This window comes from Streptosporangium sp. NPDC050284, assembly GCF_044459525.1.
Classification (GTDB): Bacteria; Actinomycetota; Actinomycetes; order Streptosporangiales; family Streptosporangiaceae; genus Streptosporangium.
The window spans coordinates 301,544-322,547 of the sequence record NZ_JBITIZ010000005.1 but is presented as its reverse complement, the minus strand read 5'-3'; the positions used below and the strand labels follow the sequence as shown (position 1 = coordinate 322,547).

Below are 21,004 nucleotides of genomic sequence, written 5' to 3'. Positions count from 1 at the left end.
CACGGATCGTTCGTTCCCCTGCCGTTGGCTTTCCTTTGTTTCTGCTATCTGACCAGGCGATCTTCGCTGTCTCGATCGTCGACGGCCCTTCGCGGACACAGGGTTCAATGATCAACACATACGGTAACAACCGCACCGAAATGCGTTTTTTGCCCCACTAATCATTCCAAGTACAGTTCCGTGAATATTGCGGACGACCTCCCGATAGGGTGACCCGCTAGCTCCATGACATCGACACCGAAGAGGACATCGTGGGCGGACGTCACCGGACAGATGAACTCGAGGACGGCTACACCCCGTACAGGGAACAGCAGACGCGGCGCAGGCGCGGAGGACGCGGCAAGGTGCTGGTCCCACTCGCCGGATCCGTCGCCCTCGCGGTACTGCTCGGCGTCGCCGCGTTCGTGGTCATCAACCGCGACCGTGACGGCGGGTGCGCGGGCGAGGCGCTCCCGTTGCGGATCACCGCCTCCCCTGACATCCAGCCCGCCCTGTCCCAGATCGCCCAGCGCTTCAACAAGGCGGCCCACCAGGTCGACGGCAGGTGCGCCGCCGTCACGGTGGCCAAGGGCACCTCGGCGACGGTGGCCTCCTCCTTCACCGGGGGCAAGGCCGTCGCGATGGACATGTGGGTCCCCGACTCGAAGCTGTGGGTGACGAACCTGCGGGCGAGGGTGGAGGAGGTGCCCGAGGCGGGCGCGTCCATCGCCCAGTCCCCCATCGTCATGGTGGCCTCGGGCTCGGTGGTGCCGAGCCTGAAAAAGAGCTTCGGCGAGGCCAGCTGGGGTGGCATGATCAACGCCGCCAACGTGGCCAACGTGGACGGTCCCGGCCGCAAGGTGCGCGTGCTCGTGCTGGACCCCGCGCTCAACTCCGCCGGGCTCGGCGCGCTCCTGGCGGCGGCCGGGGTGGCCACGGCCTCGGGCGCGGGCGAGGAGCAGCTGGTCGGCGCGCTCAAGAGCCTGTCGGGATCGACGTCGACGGTTCGCGACCAGGACGCGCTGCTGTCCAGCCTCGGCGTCCAGGGCAGTAAGGCCCCGCTCGGCATCTCCTCGGAGCAGGGAGTCTGGGCGTTCAACAAGGCCAAGAAGCCCGATGTCCCGGCCGTGCCGCTCTATCCGGCAGAGGGGACCATCAACCTCGACTACCCGGTGGTGATCACCGCCAAGGACGCCATCGTCCGCAAGGCCGCCGAGGCGTTCCAGAAGGAGCTCGGCAGCGAGGCGTCGAAGAAGACGCTGCAGGACCAGGGGTTCCGTACCCCGGACGGCAAGGGCGGCAAGGCCATATCCGGCTCCGACGGCTTCCAGGCCAAGGCGCCGCAGGCGATCGAGCCGCCCGACGCCAAGACCGTCGCGAGGATGTCCCAGACCTGGTCCCGGATCAAACTGGGCACGAGGCTCCTCACCCTGCTGGACGTCTCGGGCACCATGGCACTCCCTGTTCCCGGTACGGGCCTGACCCGGATGCAGGCGATCAGCAGGATCGCCGTCGAGGGGATGAAGCTCTTCCCCGCCAACAGCGAGCTGGGACTGTGGGAGTTCTCCACCCATCTCAACGGCCAGGGCGTCGACTACCGCGAGACGGTCCCGGTCGGCCCGCTCACCGAGGACATGAACGGCGTCCTGCGCAGGGACGTGATCAACCAGAAGCTGATCACGACCCAGGCCAAGGCGACCGGTGACACCGGGCTCAACGACACCCTCGCGGCCGCGTACAAGCAGATGACCGACGAGTACCAGAGCGACAAGATCAACACGGTGCTCATCCTCACCGACGGGGCCGGCAACGACGATCCGGACGGCGGGATCAGCAACCAGCAGATCCTGAAGCGGCTCAGGGACCAGTTCAACCCGGAGAAGCCGGTCAGCGTCCTGATCATCGCCTTCGGTCCCGACGCCCCCAAGGGCAAGCGCCAGATGGACGCCCTCGCCAAGGCGACCGCCGGTGACGCCTACATCGCCAAGGACGTCCTGGAGGTCAGGAAGTTCTTCCTGGAGGGCATGAAGCGCCGGCTCTGCGCTCCCAACTGCTGACCCTCCCGCATCACTTTCATCTCGTACGGCTGGTGCCACATTGGTACCAGCCGTAGCAGTTTTCCCAGGTCATACCGTATCGGCATGATATTGACCCCTTTGGTCAACCAGTCGCGGGGAGGTGACGTCCTACGCGTGTGGGCTGGAACGGGCGAGTGATGAAACCCGTGAACGAGCCCGTCTCACGGGGGAGGAATATCCGTGCCCGGATGGCCGACCGTCGGCCGGACCGACGACCAACGACTCGTTGAAGCGCTGCGGCGTGCCGACACAGCCGACCCAGTGGCACCCGCGAGCCTCTACGACTCCTATGCGGAACGGCTCAACGACTACGCCCACTCGCTGCTGGGCGACCGGGAGACCGCCGCCGACGCCGTACACGACGCCCTGGTCGCGGCCCAGGGCAGCGTGGACCGCCTGCGCGAGCCCGGCCGCCTGCGCGCGTGGCTGTACGCGCTCGTACGGATCCGGTGCGCGGACGCCGGGCACGGCGGACCTCGGGGAGCGGTGCCACCGCCCGACATCCACGACGATCCCGGCGAGCGGGAACTCGCGGTCCTGGTCCACGAGGCGATGACGGAGCTGAGCGTCCAGGAACGCGAGGTGCTCGAACTGTCGCTCCGCCACGACCTCGGCAGCGGCGAGGTCGGCGCGGTGCTGGGGCTCACCTCCCGCCAGGTCACCGCGAGGCTCGGCCGGGTCCGCGACCACCTGGAGAACGCGGCCGGCGCAGTGGTGCTCGCCAAGGTCGGCCGGGCGCACTGTCCCGACCTGTCGGCGATGGTGGACTCGTGGGAGGGGCCCCTCACCACGATGCTGCGCAGGCGCCTGTCGGCCCACATCGGCCGCTGCGAGGTCTGCGTCGAGCGCAGGGACCGGCACGTCTCGGCCGGACGGCTGCTGGACCTCGTCCCCCTGGCCTACCCGCCGCTCTCGCTGCGCCGCCGGGTGATCGAGACCTGCGTGAACCCGGAGTCGCGCGAGGAGCGCGCCGCCATCGCCGCCGAGAACGGCTTCGACAAGGCCGGTTTCCCCACGGCGGCCGAACGACGTTCAGGAGGGCGCCGGTGGGGCGGGAGGAGGAGCGCGGGCGGCAGGCGGGCACGCGACGAGAAAACCTCCGAGAGCGCGGCCACACCGCCCGCGGGCACCCGCGCCCGGCACGCGGCGCCGCCCGCGGACCCCGGAACGCCTCCTACGGGCGCGAGGGCTTCGCAGGCCGGGGCAACGCACGAGGAGGAGCGAGCGGGACACACAGCGACCGGGACGCGCTCCGCCGAGGGCGGGTCGGGCACGACGTGGTGGGGGCCGGAGAACCAGGGCGGGCCGCACCGCGCGGAGGGCGGGCCGGCCCCCCGATACGTTCTGGCGCCGCCCTCGGACGGCGAGCCAGGCCGCGCTGCACCGTGGACGGACACGGAGGCGCGGCACACCTCACGGCAGGCGGACGGCGAGGCGCGGCACACACCGCCACCCGTGAACATCGAGGTCTGGTCGGCGCCGTTGGCGAGCGCCAAGGGGTGGCCGACGCCGACCGCGAACGCCGAGGCATGGCCGGCACCCCCGGCGGACGAGGCGTGGCGCACGACACCTCCCACGAACGACCGAACGTGGCAGACGACACCCTCCACCGGCAACCAGGCGTGGGAGGGGGCGCCGCCCGCGAACGACCAGGCGTGGCACGCGTCGTGGCCGGTGGACGACGAATCCTGGCGCACCCCGCCGAACGGTGGCGCCGAGGCCCGGCGTACGCCACCGGCGGGGGCTCCCGAGGCTCGGCGTACGGCGTCGCGGGAAGACCTGGGGGCCGGGCGTACGTCATCGGCGGAGGACGGCGAGGTCCGGCGTGCCACACTCCCCGGCGGCGGGAAGCGGGGCACGGAGACGCTCCCCGCGCAGCGGCGCAGGCGGCGCGGACGCAGGGGTCCGGTGTTGCTGGCGGCGGTGTGCGTGCTGGCCGCCACCGGGGCGGTGGTCGTGGTGGGCGGAGGGGACCTGGCCGGCGGGGAGTTGAGGGACCCCCAGGCCGCGCCGGGACCGAAACCCGCGCTGATCACGCTGGAGCCCGAGCCCGAGCCGGGGCCCGACCCCCTGTCGGAGGACCCGGAGACGGCGCCGACGCCCACGCCGACGAGAAGCCGCAGGAGCGAGGCACCCGTCACCGCCGCCCCCACCGCCACCGTGGCGCGACCGGCTCCGAGCCGCGCCACCACCGCGGGACGGCCCCGCCCCACCCGCACCGCCACCACGCCGCCCGCGACCGGACGGCTGAACGTCTCGTGCCCGCGCGACATCGGGGAGGGTGCCGGGCAGATCCGGCTCGCGGCTCGCGGCGCCACGGTTTCGTGGTCGGCGACCACCTCCGGCGGGCTCGCCGTGCACCCCGTCCGCGGGCAGTTGAAGGCGGGCGCGAGCGGCGTGATTTGGGTCACTGCCAAGGACCCGTCGGAGAGCGGTGCGGGGCGGGTCGCGTTCAAGTCCGCCGGAGGCAACGCTGGATGCGCGATTTCGTGGGAAAGCCCTGACCCAGATGCCTCCGCACCCCCTGAAGACCCTGCCCCCGAGCCGACTCCGACCCCCTCCGCCGGGGCGAGTTCGGAGGAGGCGACGGGCTGACTCCCACATCTCGTTTTACCTAACACCGAGACTTCCCTCAGGGATCCGGTAAACCATGGACTGGTGCCGAGCGTCGGCATTGACGTCCATGTTGAGTGATTGGTCACATGAAGAGCGCGATCAGTCACATCATTACCAACCAGGAGCTCGGAAGATGTCGGTCAACCGCAGGGTGCTCAGATGGGCACTCACCCTCGCGTGCGTGGCGGGGGCAGTGATCGCCTTGGCCGACCTGGACACTCCGTTACGATTGATCCTTACGCCCCTGTTCCTGTTGGTCGTTCCCGGCGCCGCAGTGGTAGGACTGTTGCGTGATCGTGACCCTCTTGCGGCACTATCAGTGGGTGCAGCGGCGAGCCTGGTCGTAAACGTTCTCTTGGCCGCTGCCATGCTTACCTTTGATGCATGGTCGCCCCGCGCCGGAGTCGCGACCATCGCGGTGCTCGGCGGCTTCATATACGTACTACGCGTGTTGTATCGGGGGAGCGGGAGTTTGCAGACCGAACAGGGGGCCAGGTCAAGGTGAACATCGTCATCGTTCGCCCGGGAGACCTCGGGGAGCCCGAAATCTCGCGCTGGCGGGAGTTGCAGGTGGCGGACCCGTCGCTGGACAACCCCTTCCTCTCCGTGGAGTTCACCCTGGCCATGGGGCGACTGCGTGACTACGTTCGTGTCGCGATCATCCAGGACGGCGGCAAGATCGTGGGGTTCTTCCCCTACGAGCGCCACAGCTTCGGGATCGGCAAGCCTCTCGGCGGCTTCCTCACCACCTGCCACGGGCTGATCGCGGTCTCCGGCCTCAAGCTGGACGTCCGGACGCTCCTGCGCGCCTGCAAGCTCTCCGTCTTCGACTTCGACCACCTCGTCCCCGGCCAGCCGACGTTCGCGCCGTACGAGTCGGACGTGCGACCGGCTCCGGTGATGGACCTCAGCGTGGGATTCGAGACCTACATCGAGCAGGTGAAGGCCAACTCGCCGAAGAATCTCAAGACGGTCCGCTACAAGGAGCGCAAGCTCGGCCGCGAGCAGGGTGAGATCCGCTTCGAGTGGGCCTCGACCGACCTGGGTACGCTCCGTACCCTCACCAACTGGAAGTCCGACCAGTACCGCAGGACGGGCCGGGTCGACCGTTTCGCCCAGCCGTGGATCGTCCAGTTGCTCGACGAGATGCACGCGGAGAGGTCCGAGAGTTTCGCGGGCGTCCTGACCATGGTCTACGCCGGAGACAGGCCCGTCGCCGGCCACTTCGGCCTTCGGACGGCGACGACGCTGGTGGGCTGGTTCCCGGCCTACGACACCGAGTTCGCGCGTTACTCCCCCGGGATCATGCACCACCTGCACATGGCCGAGCACGCCGCGAACTCCGGGCTGCTGCAGGTCGACATGGGCAAGGGCGGACGCGAGTACAAGAGCTGGTTGAAAAGCGGTGATCTCTTCGTCGCGGAAGGTCGCGTGTCGCGTCCCTCCCCGGCCGCCGCCGTCCACTGGATCGGCCGCACCCCGGTCAACAAGGCACGAACGATCGTCACAGATCGCCCGAATTTGTACAGGCTTGCTGACCGTGTGCTGAAAGGTTTCGGCCGTATGCGCTCCCCCGCGCAGAACCAATCAGGCACCCCGGTCGTCAAGGAACCGTGGGGAGTGGGTTAGACCGCTCCTGTTCATCACCACACCACTCGCCAGGACCCTCGTATGCATCCCTCATCGCATTCGCCGTTTTCGCCGATCGTCTCGATCGGCCATGGCCCCGGGTCCGTCCGCCCAAGTCGCCCCTGACGACCGACCGCCCGGAAGGACATCCGTCACAATGAGTCCCGAGATCACCAAGCACTACAACAACAAGCCACCGCTGAGGGCGGTGCCTCCCATCGAGCGGTTCACCCCCATCACCCCCAACATGGCGATCTCCCCGACCGTCAGCGTCGTCGTGCCGGCGATGAACGAGGCCGAGAACCTCCCGCACGTCTTCGCGACGATCCCGCAGTGGATCGACGAGATCGTCCTGGTCGACGGCAACTCCAAGGACGACACCGTCGCCGTGGCCAAGAGACTGCGTCCCAACGTGCGCGTGGTCCACCAGACGGGCAAGGGCAAGGGCAACGCGCTGACGGACGGATTCGCCGCCTGCAGCGGCGACATCATCGTGATGATCGACGCCGACGGCTCCACCGACGGCCGCGAGATCATCCAGTTCGTGGGCGCCCTGGTCACCGGCGCCGACTTCGTCAAGGGTTCGCGTTACGCGTCAGGCGGCGGCAGCGACGACCTGACGTTCATCCGCAAGTTCGGCAACAAGTCGCTGACCGCGCTGGTCAACAGGATGTACGGCACCAGCTACACCGACCTGTGCTACGGCTACAACGCCTTCTGGGCCCGCCATCTGGACGTCCTCAACCTCGACTGCGACGGCTTCGAGATCGAGACCCTGATGAACGTCCGCGCCGCCAAGGCCGGGCTCAAGGTCCACGAGGTTCCCAGCCACGAGCGCTGCCGCATTCACGGTGAGAGCAACCTGCACGCCGTGCGCGACGGCATCCGGGTGCTGAAGACCATCATCCGCGAGTGGCGGAGCAACCCGGCTCCCGCCGTTCACGAGCCGGCCGCCGCCGCTCCGGCCGCCGATCAGGGTGCCGCGTAACCATGAGAAGCAGTGTCGTCATCTGCGTTTACACCGAGGACCGCTGGGAGGACATCCGAGCAGCCGTCGAGTCGGTCCAGAACCAGACGCGCGCGCCGCACGAGATCATCCTGGTCGTCGACTACAACCCGGATCTCCACCTGAGGCTCAAAAAGGAGTATCCCGGCGCGATCGTGGTGGAGAACGCTCAGGAGAAGGGGCTGTCCGGTGGCAAGAACACCGGTGCGGCGACCGCCTCCGGCGACATCGTGGCCTATCTCGACGACGACGCCGTCGCGGAGCCTGGCTGGCTGGAAGCACTGGAGGAGGGCTTCCAGGACCCGACCATCGTGGGGGTGGGCGGGCTGACCAGGCCGCTGTGGGGCATCGGGCACCGACCCGGCTGGTATCCCCACGAGTTCGACTGGACCGTGGGGTGCAGCTATCTCGGCATGCCCACGCAGCGGGCGCGGATCCGCAATGTCATGGGCGGTAACGCGGCCTTCCGCAGGGAGGTCATCGGCGGTGTCGGCGGGTTCCACACCGGCATCGGGCGCAGCGTGCAGGGGCGCAAACCCCGCCCGCTGGGCTGTGAGGAGACCGAGTTCTGCATCCGGCTCTCGCAGCGGATGCCGGGGTCGGGAATGCTGTTCGAGCCCGCGGCGGTGATCGGCCACAAGGTCCCGCCGGTACGCTCGACGTTCGCCTACTTCCGCTCACGCTGTTTCGCCGAGGGCCTGTCCAAGGCGCTGGTCGCCCAGAGCGTGGGAGCGGGCGACGGATTGTCGAGCGAGCGGGCCCACGCGCTGAAGGCTCTGCCGCTGGGCGCGCTGCGCGGAGTCGGCGAGGCGCTGCGAGGCGACCTGTCCGGCCTCGGCAGGGCCGGGGCGATCGTCGTCGGTCTCGCCTGGACGACCTGGGGTTACATCGTCGGTTCCCTTCGACTGAAGCTGAAGCGGGTGCGTGCGGCATGATCCGCGTACCGATCCTGATGTACCACTCGGTCTCCGACCGGCCCAACGCCGAGACGAAGCCGCTCGCGGTGCGTCCCTCGGCCTTCGCCGAGCAGCTCGCCTACCTGAAGGAGAACGGCTTCACGCCGCTCACGGTGGCCGACCTGGTCGCCTCGCTGCACAACAACAACGGCCGCTCCATCCCCGAGCGGCCGGTCGTGGTGACCTTCGACGACGGGTACGCCGACTTCCACAGCGAGGCGCTGCCCCTGCTCGAACGCTACGACTTCCCCGCGACGGTCTTCCTGACCAGCGGGTGGGTGAGGGACGCGGGCAAGGACGCGGCGGGCAGGCCCCTGGACACGATGCTCTCGTGGAGCCAGGCCCGCGAGGCCGCCTCCTGCGGCATCGAGATCGGCGGCCACAGCCACAGCCACCCCCAGCTCGACCAGCTGCCGGAGGACGAGCTCCGCCAGGAGCTGCGGCGCAACAAGGCCCTGCTTGAGGACAAGATCGGCTCACTGGTCTCGACGATGGCCTACCCGTACGGCTACTCCAACGTGCGGGTGCGGCGCGAGGTGAGGAAGGCCGGATACTGGGCCGCCTGCGCGGTGAACAACGCCATCGCCGCCGACCGGCACGACGTGCTCGCGCTGCCGCGCCTCACCGTCGCCGAGGGCACCTCGATGGGAATGTTCACCCGGGCGGTCGAGGGGAACCAGGTCCCGCTCATCTACATGCGGGAACGGATGCTGACGAAGGGGTACGCCGTCGTCAGGCGCACGAGATACGGTCTGCGCAAGGTACGCGGCCAGGTGTGAACGGCCGGGTACGCCACGGAAAGAGCGCGATCCGCGAAGCGGGTCGCGCACCGGTGGCCGCCCCGGCGGTCTCCGCTGTCCGGCTTCCCTGTCCCCATGTGGGATCGGGGGCGCCAGCAGGGGACCGTTTGGCTGGAGTACAGCCGCGATACCGCTTTTAACTGATCTACGCGAAGCGTCCGGACATGACGGATATCCGTAGTGACCTGTCACAGCCTGGTCCGCGTAGCCGCCATGATGTTAGACGTGAGGCAACGGGCAGGTAATGACGTGACGACGACGGGGGCGGCGGAAACCGCCGAGGTCGGGAAGATCGATCCCACTCACCCCGCGCCTTCGGACGAGCCCCTGGCCGGGTCCGACGGCGAGCCCACCGGCACGGCGCCCTTCGGAGCGCCCGGCGACGAGGCTCCCGACGAGATCCCGGACGGCGAGGTTCCCGACGGGGAGGCTCCGGGCGATCAGACCTCCGGCGCCGGGAGTCCGCACGGCGAGACTCCCGACGACGAGACGTCCGGGGCCGGAGCCCCGTACGGCAGAAGCCCGTACGGTGAGACTCCCGACGGCCGGACGTCCGACGAGAAGACCCCTGCGGGCGCCCCTCGCGACGAGACGCCGGACGACGAGACGGCCGATGACGGCACGCCGCCGGACTCCGCCGACGGCGGAACACCGCTGGACTCCGCCGAGGACGCCGATCCTGACGTTGACACCGACGACGACGCCGACGGCCTGTCGCCGGCCCCCGCAACCGACGCCGACGCCGACACGAAAGGCGCGAAAGGCTCTCCCGAGGAGAGCGTCTACGGTGACGATCCCGAGGTGACCGCCGTCATCCGGCTACCCCTCAGCCCAGCGTCCCCGCCCTCCGCGAGCGTTCCCCGGTCCGAGACGACAGGGGCCCCGCCCGCGCGCCGTGAGAACGCCGGGGATGTGGGGGACGGCAGGGACACTGAGGACGGCAGGGACACTGAGGACGCCGGGGACGAGGACGGGGCCGACAGCACGGCGGAGTTCCGCCTGCCCGACCTGACGGCGTCCCCAGTGCCCACCGCGCCCCCTGCACCCCCCGGGCCTTCGGGACTCGACCGGCCTGCGGGCGTGGAGTCTCGGGAGAGGTCCGCCGGAGCCTCCAGGCTCCCCCTGGAAGCTTCTGAGTCCTTCTCCGAAGTCACGGAGACCCCGGCGGCCTATCGGGCCCCACAGGACACGCAGAGGCGCTCGGAGACCGGCTCGGGAGCGGGAAAGAGCGCCGGGAGGCTCGCGCAGAAGGCGGCACCGGCGACGAGCGCGATGCCTCCGGCCGCGGTGGACACCGTCGAGCCTCCGGTCACGACGCCCACCGTCGAACCCACTGCCAACCCCGCTGCCAAGCCCACGCGCCTGCAGGCCGTGATGCGGTCGGCCATGGTGTGGCTGCCGCCGGTGCTCACCGTCGAGGGCCTGATCATGTACGTGCTGGCCCTGCGCGTGTCGCCGGGCCCGCTGCGGGGCGTCGACCTGAACGACATCGACGGCGTGGGCCTGATCTCCGCCATGCCGTCGACCGCGTTCGCCGCGATCCTGCTGATGCTCGTCGCGTTCTTCGTCACGATCGCGCAGAACACCGACCGCAAGTTCCTGCTGCTCTTCCAGATCGCGGCGATCACCTTCGCCCTGCACGGGGCCGCGGCGCTGATCGAGGACGAGGCGAGGTTCCACACGGCCTACGTCCACGCGGGCTTCGTTGAGTACATCAACCGCACCGGTGAGGCCTCCGCCATCCTCGACGCCCGCCTGGCGTGGCCGGGGTTCTTCGCGCTGGTGGCCTTCGTCACCAAGGCCGCCGGGGTCACCGACCTGACGACGATCATGCGGTGGACGCCGCTGCTGTCGAACCTGCTGTACCTCCTGCCGTTCGTGCTGATCCTGCGCCAGGTCGTCGCCACGACCAGGGCCCGCTGGTTCGCCGCGCTGCTGTTCGTCATCGTGCAGTGGATCGGCCAGGACTACTTCTCGTCCCAGGGCTTCACGTACGCGATCTACCTCGCCTTCGTCGCGATCGTGCTGCGCTGGTTCGGCAAGGTGGAGCCCCGCGTCAAACCGATGCCCGCCAAGGGGCCCATCCGGCGGTTACTCGCCCGCCTGGACGGGCTGACGCCGGGTGAGCTGCCCCACTCCACCGGCGTCTACGACCGGGCCATCATGCTGATCGTGCTGATCGGCCTGTTCGCGACGGCGACCGCCTCGCACCAGATCACACCGTTCATGATGCTCGGCGCGCTGACGGGCCTGATCCTGCTCCGGCGTTCCTCGCTCAGCTGGGGGCTGCCCTTCTTCCTGGGCCTGATGGTGCTGGCCTGGATCAGCTACCAGACGGTCACCTTCTGGAGCGGGCACATCGACCAGCTCTTCGGCGGTCTGGGCCGGATCCTGGAGAACCTGCAGAGCAACACCGGCGACCGGATCGACGGCAGCGATCCCAAGCACGCGCTCGTCCTCATGGCCCGCCTGGGCATCTGCGGCGTCATCCTGACGCTCGCCGCCGCCGGCCTGTTCCGCCGCCTGCGGCGCGGCGTCGGCGACCGCGCGGCCCTGCTGCTGCTGTGCGTCCCCGTGCTCGCCCTCGGCCTGCAGAACTACGGCGGCGAGATCGGCCTGCGCATCTACCTGTTCGCGCTGCCCGGCGCCTGCATCCTGGCCGCGTACGCCTTCTTCCCGAACCTCCCCGCGGGCACCGAGGACGCGCCGGAGGAGACGGTGCCGATCCGCAGGCGCAACATCCGGTTCAACCCCGAGCTGACGCGGCGGATCTCGCTGCTGCTGGCCGCCGGGTGCGCCATGATGCTGGCGATGGTCTTCCTGGTCGCGCGCTACGGCAACGAGCAGTTCGAGCGGGTCTCCGCCAGCGAGGTCGCGGCGATGCACTACATCTACGACAACGACGAGCCGAGCGCCCGCGTCCTCTACCTGGTCCCGGTGCTGGGCCAGGAGGTGACGCCGAGCATTCCGTGGGGCGAACGCGACTTCGACAAGATCTCCTACCAGCAGGTGCTGGTGGACAAGGATCCGGCCCAGCTCTCCTCGGTGATCGACAAGCTCCGGGTGTCACCGCCCAACACCTATCTGGTGGCCACCCGCGGGCAGGCCGGATACCTGCAGCTCAACCACGGCTTCCCACAGGACTGGGCGCAGCGGTTCCGCGCCGCGCTCGACGCCAACAAGGAGCTCAAACGGGTCTTCAACGGCGAGGACGCGGCCGTCTACACGCTGAGCTCCTACCCCGAGGGCGCCGAGATCCCCGAGCCGGGGGTGCAGCTGAACGGCAGTGACCCGACGTCGCCGTGGACGCCGGTCGGCCTGGCCGCGCTGGTCGTGACGTGGATCGCGCTGTTCGCCTACGAGGTGGCCTGCCTGCGTGGCCGCGACCAGGCGACCAGGCGGAGGAGGCGCATCCTGTTCGTCGCGGTGCCCGCGTTCGTGCTGGCCCTGGCCGTGATCGCGGAGCGGTTCATCGTCATCGGCTACCAGCTTCAATAAGGAACAAAATCTCATTGTGGGCGGTCGAACCGCACCATACTGAGCATCGTTCGCCGGGGCGCACGCCCCGGCGCTGCTCGAAGGACGGTCAGATGCTCGCAGGGGAGCCCCGGGGCCGGGCAGGTACGTCCGCCGAGGCCACGGGGCCGAGGATCGCGGCGGTCGACGCGTTACGCGGTTTCGCGCTGCTCGGCATCGTGGTGGTCAACATCACCTACCTCGCCTCGGGATACCGGATGGCCGGGCTGGCGGCGCCGACGTTCTCCGCACCGCTCGACTGGGAGGTGCGCTGGTTCGTCTCGATTCTCTTCGAGAACAAGTTCTACATGCTGTTCGCCTTCCTGTTCGGCTACAGCTTCACCCTCCAGATCGACTCGGCCCGCAGGTCGGCGACGAGGTTCGCCCCCCGGTTCCTGCGCCGCCTGGGAGGGTTGTTCCTGCTCGGCCTGGCCCACGCGATCCTCCTGTTCCCCGGTGACATCCTGACGACGTACGCGGTGGTGGGGCTGGTCCTGCTGGCGATGCGGCGGATCGCCCCGCGCGCCGCGCTGATCATCGCGCTCGCGCTCACGGTGGCGCTGGCCGTGGGGATGCTGCTGCTGGCGGCGCTCGCGACGCTGGGCACGGACGCCTCTCAGGCCATGTCGGAGAACGCGGCGCAGGCCGCCCTGTCCGACGAGGCGCTGCACGGCTCCGCCTCCATGATCATCAATGAGCACCTGCACAGGCTCGCCAAGATCTTCGTGCTGCGGGTCTCCTTCCAGGGGCCCACGGTGCTCGCCGCCTGCCTGGTCGGGCTGGCCGTGGGCAAGCTGCGGCTGCTGAGCGACCTTTCCGGGCACACGGCCACGCTGCGGCGGATGCAGTGGGCGGGGTTCACCGTCGGGCTCGCCGGGGCGCTGGTCTACGCGCACTCGACCTGGTCGGGCGGCGGGCACGCGTACCACATGGTCGGCCAGGCGGTGAACCTGGTCACCGCGCCGCTGCTGGCCGCCGCCTACGCCGCGACCCTGCTGCGCCTGCTCCCGGCGATGCCGCGCCTGGCGGGGGCGCTCGCGGCGCCCGGCAGGCTGGCGCTCACGAACTATCTGGCGCAGTCGCTGATCAGCTCACTCATCTTCACCGGCTACGGGCTGAGCCTGGTCGACCTGCTCAGCCCGTTTCATGTCGTGTCGATCGGCGTCGGCATCTTCGCGGCGCAGTCCCTCTGGAGCCTGTGGTGGCTGCGTCGCCACCGCTACGGGCCCGTGGAGTGGGTGCTGCGCTGGTTCACCAACTGGCGCAGACCCTCTCCCTCCGCGGGCGCCGCCTAAGAGGAAGCCGCCCAGCTGAAACCGTCCCAAGGCGTGGGTATCCATCGAGTGAATCCTGCGCGACGAGGCCGGCCGCCGGACCGCGCTGCAGCGGTGCGTCGCCAACCCGCTGCGGGTCCGATTCCTAGAAAAAGAGTTACTGCTCGATCGCGCCTACCTAACGCGGAGAGTCCCCGAAAGCACCGTTTCACTGGTGTCCAGCGCAGTCGAAAGATCAGCCGCCAATCGTGGGGGGAGTATCCGGCGTCCCAGCGCACAGGCGTCCAGCACTTCGGCGAGAACGCGTGCCTGCTCGTCGTTGAGTAGCGCGGCGCACCCCTCATGAGCCAGCACCTCGCGTGCCGCGTATCCATCCTGGCAAGCCCGCTGGATGAGCGCGGCGGCTATCCCCCGCACACCGGGATACTCCACGCTTCCGGCCGCGTCGATGACGGACAGACCCAAGCGTGTGCCGAACACCGCCAGGCCGGACGCGGGAGCAATCTGCCGGTAGCGCTCCACCATCACCGCGAGATCCGCCTCCACCGACTGGTGGGCGCTGCGGCGGCACAGCACGGTCAGGCACGCGGTGACCGCGTTCTCCCACGGCTCCCCCAAAACGGTGTCCGCGAGCAACGCCAAGGCACCGTCCGCGTCGCCCGCGGTGATGCTCGCGACGACCGCGACTTGGCGGCCGTCGAGCATCCGTCGGCCGACACCGTTGTGCTGCCGAAGATGAGCGAGCGCGTCCTGCCAGCGGCCCGCACTGGTCAGGGCGCGGGTGCCGTCGGCGAGCAGGACCGTCCACATCCATCGGACGATCTCCCGGTGATCGTCATCGCGGATGAGATCGCCGAATCCGATCTTCATGCCGTCGATCACGGTGTCCGAGCGGGAAGCGACTGCCTTGTACAGCGTATTGAGCAGATGGTAGGCGCCGTCGCCGTCGCCGCTGCGGATAAGCAGGCGGGAAAGGTTGACAAGAGGTTCCAGTGCGAGCTCCGCTGTCGCCACAGTGAAGGACGGGACGCTGAAAAAGATCTGAGCCTGCTGACGGCATAGAGTGCGTGCGAGGTCAGGCAGACCGCAATCGCTCATTGAGCTTCCCCCGTTTTTCCGGAGGCTTTAGATCATGGTCCACGGATCATGGGAAAGGTCTCGATTATGGGGAAGCGAAAGTACCCGCTGGAGCTACGCGAGCGCGCGATGAGGCTGTATCGGCAGGCCGAGCCCAAGCCGGTCATCGCGCACCTGGCCGACCAGCTGGGTATCCACCGCGAGGCGCTGCGGAACTGGATCCGGCAGGACCAGGCCGATCACGGCGAGCGTGACGACCTGCCGAGCACCGCGGTGCTGGAGGAAAACCGGCGGCTGGCCAAGGAGAACGCCGAGCTGCGGCGCGTCAACGAGATCCTGCGGGCGGCCAGCGCTTATTTCGCCCAGGAGTTCGACCTGACCCGGCGGCGGTCATGAGGTTCATCGATGCCCACCCCGGCCTTGCCGCGGTCGAACTCATCCTGCGGGTCTTGGGCGTGCCCGTCTCCACCTACTACGGATGGCGTGAGCGCGCCGCCCGGCCCAGCGCACGGGCAGTGGCCGATGCCCTGCTGCTGGAGGAGATCGTTAAGATCCGGGCCGATCACGAGTTCGCCGCCACCTACGGCTCACCACGCATCCGCTTGGAGCTGCGCCGACGCGGCGTTCGTGTCTCCCGCAAGCGGGTCGAGCGCCTCATGCGCCAGGCCGGGCTGCAGGGTGCCTTCATGCGCAAGGGCTTCACGACCGGCTCCACCCGCCAGGACCCGCGTCATCAGCCGGCGCCGGACCTGGTCTGCCGCGACTTCTCCGCCTCCGCGCCAAACCGGCTGTGGGTCGCCGACCTGACAAGGATCCTCACCGGCCAGGGCGTGCTGTGGCTGGCCTCGGTCCGCGACGCCTTCTCCAACCGGGTCGTGGGCTGGAAGACCTCCGACCGGGCCGACACCGAGTTGGTGCTGGGCGCGCTGGAGTTCGCCCTGTGGAGCCGCGACGTGCGCACCGGGCAGCTCATTCATCACTCCGATAAAGGCTGTCAATATACGGCAATTCGCTTCACCCAGCGGCTAGTGGCGTGTCACTGAACCTTGCTGGGCTATTTGATCTCGGCGGGTGAGCAGGCCAGCCTGGTCCCGGAGTAGTTCTGGGAGGTGGTCATGGCACGTAAACCCGAGGTGTTCGTCCGTGCGCTGACGATGGAGGAGGGACGGCGCCTGCAAAGGATCACCCGCTCAGCCAAGGATCCGGTGAAGCTGCGGCGGGCGATCGTGGTGCTGATGTCCGCGCAAGGGCAGTCGGCTTCGGCGATCACGTCGTTGATGCAGGTCAGTGACGACTATGTGCGCCAGGTGGTGCACGCGTTCAACGAGCGGGGGTTCGAGGCGTTGGACCCAAAATGGAGCGGGGGTCGTCCACGCAGGATCAGTGAGTGGGTGCGCGAGCGCATCTGCCTGATCGCCCGGACGACCCCCGCCGAGTGGGGCCTCACCGGCTTTTCCACCTGGAGCCTGTCCAAGCTCGCCGCCCACCTGGTCCAGCTGCAGCTGGTGACCTCAATCAGCCGCTGGCACCTGGCGCGGATCCTCAAGGCCGGCAAGGTGTCATGGCAGACCACCACGACGTGGAAGAGCAGCAACGACACCGGCTTCATCGCCAAGATGCAGCGCATCTTGGCCCTGTACGACGCCCCGCCACAGGGCGGGCGGGTGTTGTGCGTGGATGAGTTCGGCCCCTTGAACCTGCAGCCCCGCAAGGGCAAGGCCTGGCGGCAGGGCAAGAACCCCCGCCGTCTGCGGGCCACCTACAACCGCTACAGCGGGGTCATGCACCTGCTCGGCGCCCTGGACCTGGCCACCGGGAAGATCCACTACCGGATCCGTGAACGCAAACGGTGGCGTGAGTTCCTGTCGTTCATCAAGTCCCTGCGCGGGCGCTGGCCCGCAGGCACCCTCTACCTGATCGTGGACAACTACTCGCCGCACAAGCATCCCCAGGTCAAAGCCTGGGCCGCCGCCAACGACGTCGAGCTGGTGTTCCTTCCGACCTATGCCTCCTGGCTGAACTGGATCGAGTCCGAATTCGCCGCACTGCGCTATTTCGCCCTCAACGGCACCGACCACCGCAGCCACCCCGAGCAGAACGCCGCCATCGCTGCCTACATCCGCTGGCACAACCGGCACGCCCAGCCCAAGGTCAGCTTCGCGGCCAGCTCCCCGATCCGCTCATGGACCAGTTATCCCGCCAAGGTTGCGTGACACGCCACTAGCCGATGCGGGCATCGCCCCCTCGACCGGCAGCGTCGGCGACAGCTTCGACAACGCCCTGGCCGAGAACCTCTGGTCAACGATCAAGGTAGAGCTGGTCTACCGCACCACCTGGGCCACCCGAGAGGAAGCCGACACGGACCTATTCCGTTACATCGACGGGTGGTACAACCCCCGCCGCATCCAGAAGAGGCTGGGCGGACTCTCCCCGGACGAGTACGAGGCCGCCTGGTACGCCCGACAACACGATCTACCCGACACCGTCAGCAGCCACACCGAGCTGACCGAAACCACATAGGAAACTCTCCGGGAAACCGGGGGAACCTCAAGTATGCCGCCGGACGGCGTGTACGGCTCCCACTCGAACGTGGGCTCCTGCTCCTGCCATTCGTGCTCAATCGTCTGCGGCCCGCATCTGGCCATGGTCTGATCGTGACGCCCGGACCGGTGTGCGATGTGGGGTTGCGGACCCGTAACTGTCCATGCCGGCAAGGTATTGATGCCGGTCTGAGCAGCTCAATGTTGTTGCCGCACCTTGCGCGCGCCAAGCCCGTACCGCGTCAAAGCGGATGGCGATTGGCAATTTCTGGCAATCGTGTTGAGGTCAGAGCACGACCGGGCGCAAGCTACGGCACACAGGCACTCCATCCCCAGCGGGAGGCATCCCATGGCACTCCGGTTCCTCGGCAAGGATCCCGACAGCCCCGACGGCGACTCGCCAACCGTCTGGGAGGACGGCGACGACTACATCCTGCAGGGCTTCACCATCACCGACACCGCCACTCTCCAGCATGTGGGCGACATGCCCGAGGGCGAAACGTTGATCCGCTTCCCCAAGCGCATGATGCAGTTCTTCCCGGAGGTAACCGGTGGCGGCAACAGCAACGCTTAAGCAACTCCTGGCCGCCTGTCAGCGCTCTGCCTGGCACCTGGAGATGCGCGACGGCTACACCCTGAACGATCCCGGCCTCAGCGCCTGGCAATCCGGGCACAGGATCGACCTGGATGACCGTTCCTCGTGGTGGCGGCCATGGCTGCAGAACATCGTCGATGCTGTAAGCCGGGGCGTTGAAGTGCAGCGAGCGCGCGTCGTATCGGAGCCGATCAGCCCCTATATCCAGTACGAGTACGACGTCACCGTCCCGAACATACGGGCAGGGGAGCATGTGCGATGGCTGCCCCGCCGAAAGGCCACGGACCTGATGTTGCCCGCGAACGACTTCTGGCTGTTCGACGGCAGCACGCTGCTCGTTCATTACTTCAGCGGGGTGGGCGACAAGGTGGGAGAGGAGCTCATCACCGATCCCATCGTGGTCAAGCAGCAGGCGGAGGCATTCGAGGCCGTATGGCAGCGTGCCACCCCGCACGAGGACTATCGGCCGGCCTGAGCCCGTGCGCCCGACGTCCTCCAGCGCTCAGCAGGCGCTCGAACTCCTGGCGGCGAGACTCCGCCACCTTCGGCAAGAAGCCGGCCTGTCCGGTCGTGATCTCGCGCGGCTGGCAGGCTGGCACGCCTCAAAGGTGAGCCGCATCGAGCATGCCCGCCGGCGCCCGGCCGCGGCCGACATCCGCATCTGGTGTCGCTGCTGCGGTGCGCCGGAGCAGACGAACGAACTGGTGGCCTCGCTGGAGACGATCGAGGGCATGTTCGTCGAGTGGCGACACATGGAACGCAACGGGCTGCGCCAGGCTCAAGAGGCGGTGCTTCCTCTGTGGGAGCGGACACGGCAATTCCGAATTTACTCATCCAAGCTGATCCCGGGGCCGTTGCAGACCGGCCCCTACATAGCGGCGGTGCTCACGGCGCTCATGCTGCGCCGGAATCTCCCCGACGACGTGACCGAGGCAGTACAGGTGCGCCTGGACAAGCAGCGGGTGGTCCAGGAGGGCGACCATCGATTCGCGGTCACGCTGGAGGAGAGCGTTCTCCGCGCTCCCATCGGTGGCGGTGAGGTGATGGCCGCCCAGCTCGGTCACCTGCTCACCGCGAGCGCGATGCCGTCCGTGTCGCTCGGCATCATCCCCCTCGGGGCCGACCGCTCCCGCATGTGGCCCACGGAGTCGTTCTTCATGTTCGACGACGATGAGGTCACCGTGGAACTGGTGTCGGGGCATCTGAGGATCACGCAGCCCCACGAGATCGCCATGTACGGCAAGGTGTTCACGAAGATGGCGGAGCTCGCGGTGTACGGCAAGGCGGCCCGCAACCTCATCACGTCGGCGGTGGCCGCCCTGGACGACTGACTGGCCCCAGGACCGCCCGGCACGGTGACGTCGTCCTCAGCTCGGGTACGGCTTATGGCCGCCCGGCGGGCAGGACGGGTTGCACAGCACGTCGACCCAGACATGGGCGACCGGCGCGGTGATCTGTTCGACGACTCCTGCCGGAAGTACGTCGTCCGTGTTCCTGATCCAGTCCTCGGGCTGGTGGTTGCGTCACCATGCCCGAGGACGCCGGAAATTTTTTACGTTCGTTGCTGCAGAAACGAGCGCCTGTAACCAGGCCACACGTCGGGTGCATCCGGCCGCGTGCCAGACAGGCCGCAGGTATATCGATCGTCGACCTGAATCATGAGCAAAGGTCCGCCGTGGATCTTCCCTGCCTCGATCTCGATGGACGGCACGCCACGCGCGTGGACGGCCGAGGTGCTCTCTATGCGCTGCTCGCGATCGCCCACAACCACCCCCTCTCACGCAGGGTTACGAGTACTCTCTTGATAGTGACTGATCGCATAGATACTTTCAAGGCGATAGTTTCAATGCGATAAAATGTCCTATTTTCGAAACAAGAGAGGGAATCATGGCGAGTCCCACAGTCCGCCGACGCCGTCTATCCGCCGAACTCATCCGCCTTCGCGAACGGACGGGGCTCAGCGTCGAAGAGGCAGGACGTCGATTGGAATGGTCACGCGGTCGCCTCAACAAAATGGAGGCCAACAAGTGGACCAGGCCCGACCTGGGGAACATTCGGGCTCTTCTGGACCTGTACTCGGTAACGGACCCAGCACAACGCGAGGCTGTCCTGACGCTGGCTCGCCAGTCACGCGAGAAGGGGTGGTGGGCCAACTATCAAGACATTTGGCGTGGTTCTCTAGCTGGATTCGAAGCAGAGACATCTTTGATCAACACCTACGAGGATCTCCGCGTACCCGGTCTGCTTCAGACCGAGGATTACGCCACGGCGATGTTCAAGGGTGGCCGGGTGATGGAGGATGCCCAAATTCGTCGCCGTGTAGAGGCGCGACTGGCGAGGCAAGCCGTCCTGCACAGCGAGACCCCACCTACACTGTGGGCTGTGATCGATGAAGCCGCACTGACCAAAACGGTGGGTAGTCCGTCGGTGATGTGCCAGCAGTTGCGGCATATCATCGAAATGAGTGCCAGGCCAAACATCTACCTGCAAGTTCTACCAGACTCGACCGGAGCCCATGCCGCCATGGACGGCGCATTCACCATATTGAATTTCCCGGATCAGAATGATCCGAGCATTGTTTATATTGAGACCGCGACAAGTGACCTATACCTGGAGACTTCCGAAGAGCTTGAGCACTACAGGCTTCTCTTCGATCTCATACGCTCGTCCGCACTCGGCCCAGACTCGTCCGTGGCATACCTGTCCAACCTGGTAGATCAGCTCCGTTAAGAGGTAATCATGAATCTCCCCCAGCCCTTCACGTGGCGAAAGAGTTCTTGTTCCGGCTCGGGCGACAACTGTGTCGAGGTCGCGCCCCTTCCCGGCGGCGGTCAGGCCGTACGGGACTCCAAGAACCCCGACGGCCCCGTCCTGAGATTCACCCCGGAGCAGTGGAACACCTTCATCGGCGGCGTCAGGGACGGCGAGTTCGACTAGG

Annotated in this window: 18 protein-coding genes; 17 read left to right on the top strand and 1 reads right to left on the bottom strand. The window is 67.8% G+C overall.

Annotated features, from left to right (window positions below; genetic code table 11):
* Positions 1-251: 251 nt before the first annotated feature.
* The 8 genes from ACIBH4_RS14750 to ACIBH4_RS14715 all read left to right on the top strand — a co-directional run bounded on the left by ACIBH4_RS14750 (position 252) and on the right by ACIBH4_RS14715 (position 13,875).
* Positions 252-2,036: a substrate-binding and VWA domain-containing protein gene (locus ACIBH4_RS14750; RefSeq protein WP_362514431.1), complete on the top strand. Its 1,785-nt coding sequence runs from the start codon at positions 252-254 to the stop codon at positions 2,034-2,036.
* Between the two features lie 201 nt (positions 2,037-2,237).
* Positions 2,238-4,652: a sigma-70 family RNA polymerase sigma factor gene (locus ACIBH4_RS14745; RefSeq protein WP_362769606.1), complete on the top strand. Its 2,415-nt coding sequence runs from the start codon at positions 2,238-2,240 to the stop codon at positions 4,650-4,652.
* Positions 4,653-5,174: 522 nt separating this feature from the next.
* Positions 5,175-6,302 (top strand): GNAT family N-acetyltransferase, encoded by a 1,128-nt coding sequence (locus tag ACIBH4_RS14740; RefSeq protein ID WP_362514425.1) that lies wholly within the window; start codon positions 5,175-5,177, stop codon positions 6,300-6,302.
* 157 nt (positions 6,303-6,459) lie between these two features.
* Complete coding sequence (locus tag ACIBH4_RS14735) at positions 6,460-7,290, top strand: glycosyltransferase family 2 protein (RefSeq protein WP_362514423.1); 831 nt, start codon at positions 6,460-6,462, stop codon at positions 7,288-7,290.
* 2 nt (positions 7,291-7,292) lie between these two features.
* Positions 7,293-8,243, top strand: a complete 951-nt coding sequence (locus ACIBH4_RS14730) for a glycosyltransferase family 2 protein (protein WP_362514420.1) — start codon at positions 7,293-7,295, stop codon at positions 8,241-8,243.
* On the top strand, positions 8,240-9,043 hold the full coding sequence (locus ACIBH4_RS14725) for a polysaccharide deacetylase family protein (protein WP_362514417.1): 804 nt from the start codon (positions 8,240-8,242) through the stop codon (positions 9,041-9,043). The genes ACIBH4_RS14730 and ACIBH4_RS14725 overlap by 4 nt, the downstream gene beginning before the upstream one ends.
* 270 nt (positions 9,044-9,313) lie before the next feature.
* On the top strand, positions 9,314-12,562 hold the full coding sequence (locus tag ACIBH4_RS14720; protein ID WP_362769608.1) for a hypothetical protein: 3,249 nt from the start codon (positions 9,314-9,316) through the stop codon (positions 12,560-12,562).
* 92 nt (positions 12,563-12,654) lie between these two features.
* Positions 12,655-13,875: a DUF418 domain-containing protein gene (locus ACIBH4_RS14715; protein ID WP_362769610.1), complete on the top strand. Its 1,221-nt coding sequence runs from the start codon at positions 12,655-12,657 to the stop codon at positions 13,873-13,875.
* A 153-nt stretch (positions 13,876-14,028) separates the two neighbouring features.
* Here the strand turns inward: ACIBH4_RS14715 and ACIBH4_RS14710 are convergent, their stop codons facing one another.
* Positions 14,029-14,952 carry a hypothetical protein gene (locus ACIBH4_RS14710; RefSeq protein WP_362769612.1) on the bottom strand — a complete coding sequence of 308 codons (924 nt, stop codon included), beginning with the start codon at positions 14,950-14,952 and terminating at the stop codon, positions 14,029-14,031.
* Between the two features lie 66 nt (positions 14,953-15,018).
* Between ACIBH4_RS14710 and ACIBH4_RS14705 the strand changes: the two genes are divergently transcribed.
* The 9 genes from ACIBH4_RS14705 to ACIBH4_RS14665 all read left to right on the top strand — a co-directional run bounded on the left by ACIBH4_RS14705 (position 15,019) and on the right by ACIBH4_RS14665 (position 21,003).
* On the top strand, positions 15,019-15,327 hold the full coding sequence (locus ACIBH4_RS14705) for a transposase (protein ID WP_355575034.1): 309 nt from the start codon (positions 15,019-15,021) through the stop codon (positions 15,325-15,327).
* Positions 15,324-15,974, top strand: a complete 651-nt coding sequence (locus ACIBH4_RS14700) for an IS3 family transposase (RefSeq protein ID WP_362769614.1) — start codon at positions 15,324-15,326, stop codon at positions 15,972-15,974. Before ACIBH4_RS14705 ends, ACIBH4_RS14700 begins: the two co-directional genes overlap by 4 nt.
* 72 nt (positions 15,975-16,046) lie before the next feature.
* Positions 16,047-17,144: an IS630 family transposase gene (locus ACIBH4_RS14695; RefSeq protein WP_399172151.1), complete on the top strand. Its 1,098-nt coding sequence runs from the start codon at positions 16,047-16,049 to the stop codon at positions 17,142-17,144.
* Positions 17,137-17,451, top strand: coding sequence for an IS3 family transposase (locus ACIBH4_RS14690; RefSeq protein ID WP_362763834.1), 315 nt, complete (start codon positions 17,137-17,139; stop codon positions 17,449-17,451). Before ACIBH4_RS14695 ends, ACIBH4_RS14690 begins: the two co-directional genes overlap by 8 nt.
* 369 nt (positions 17,452-17,820) lie before the next feature.
* Positions 17,821-18,045 (top strand): hypothetical protein, encoded by a 225-nt coding sequence (locus tag ACIBH4_RS14685; protein WP_362763831.1) that lies wholly within the window; start codon positions 17,821-17,823, stop codon positions 18,043-18,045.
* On the top strand, positions 18,023-18,541 hold the full coding sequence (locus tag ACIBH4_RS14680) for a DUF6879 family protein (protein WP_362763829.1): 519 nt from the start codon (positions 18,023-18,025) through the stop codon (positions 18,539-18,541). Before ACIBH4_RS14685 ends, ACIBH4_RS14680 begins: the two co-directional genes overlap by 23 nt.
* 4 nt (positions 18,542-18,545) lie before the next feature.
* Positions 18,546-19,397 (top strand): helix-turn-helix transcriptional regulator, encoded by an 852-nt coding sequence (locus ACIBH4_RS14675; protein WP_362763827.1) that lies wholly within the window; start codon positions 18,546-18,548, stop codon positions 19,395-19,397.
* Between the two features lie 556 nt (positions 19,398-19,953).
* Positions 19,954-20,796, top strand: a complete 843-nt coding sequence (locus tag ACIBH4_RS14670; protein WP_362521890.1) for a helix-turn-helix transcriptional regulator — start codon at positions 19,954-19,956, stop codon at positions 20,794-20,796.
* Positions 20,797-20,805: 9 nt separating this feature from the next.
* Entirely contained in the window at positions 20,806-21,003 is a 198-nt protein-coding gene (locus ACIBH4_RS14665; RefSeq protein WP_362521892.1) for a DUF397 domain-containing protein, read from the top strand.
* Position 21,004 lies beyond the last annotated feature (1 nt).

Coding starts and splice junctions, on each gene's coding strand:
- ACIBH4_RS14735 (WP_362514423.1), top strand. CDS start 6,460: ATGAGTCCCGAGATCACCAAGCACTACAACAACAAGCCACCGCTGAGG.
- ACIBH4_RS14730 (WP_362514420.1), top strand. CDS start 7,293: ATGAGAAGCAGTGTCGTCATCTGCGTTTACACCGAGGACCGCTGGGAG.
- ACIBH4_RS14725 (WP_362514417.1), top strand. CDS start 8,240: ATGATCCGCGTACCGATCCTGATGTACCACTCGGTCTCCGACCGGCCC.
- ACIBH4_RS14715 (WP_362769610.1), top strand. CDS start 12,655: ATGCTCGCAGGGGAGCCCCGGGGCCGGGCAGGTACGTCCGCCGAGGCC.
- ACIBH4_RS14710 (WP_362769612.1), bottom strand. CDS start 14,952: ATGAGCGATTGCGGTCTGCCTGACCTCGCACGCACTCTATGCCGTCAG.
- ACIBH4_RS14705 (WP_355575034.1), top strand. CDS start 15,019: ATGGGGAAGCGAAAGTACCCGCTGGAGCTACGCGAGCGCGCGATGAGG.
- ACIBH4_RS14700 (WP_362769614.1), top strand. CDS start 15,324: ATGAGGTTCATCGATGCCCACCCCGGCCTTGCCGCGGTCGAACTCATC.
- ACIBH4_RS14695 (WP_399172151.1), top strand. CDS start 16,047: ATGGCACGTAAACCCGAGGTGTTCGTCCGTGCGCTGACGATGGAGGAG.
- ACIBH4_RS14685 (WP_362763831.1), top strand. CDS start 17,821: ATGGCACTCCGGTTCCTCGGCAAGGATCCCGACAGCCCCGACGGCGAC.
- ACIBH4_RS14670 (WP_362521890.1), top strand. CDS start 19,954: ATGGCGAGTCCCACAGTCCGCCGACGCCGTCTATCCGCCGAACTCATC.
- ACIBH4_RS14665 (WP_362521892.1), top strand. CDS start 20,806: ATGAATCTCCCCCAGCCCTTCACGTGGCGAAAGAGTTCTTGTTCCGGC.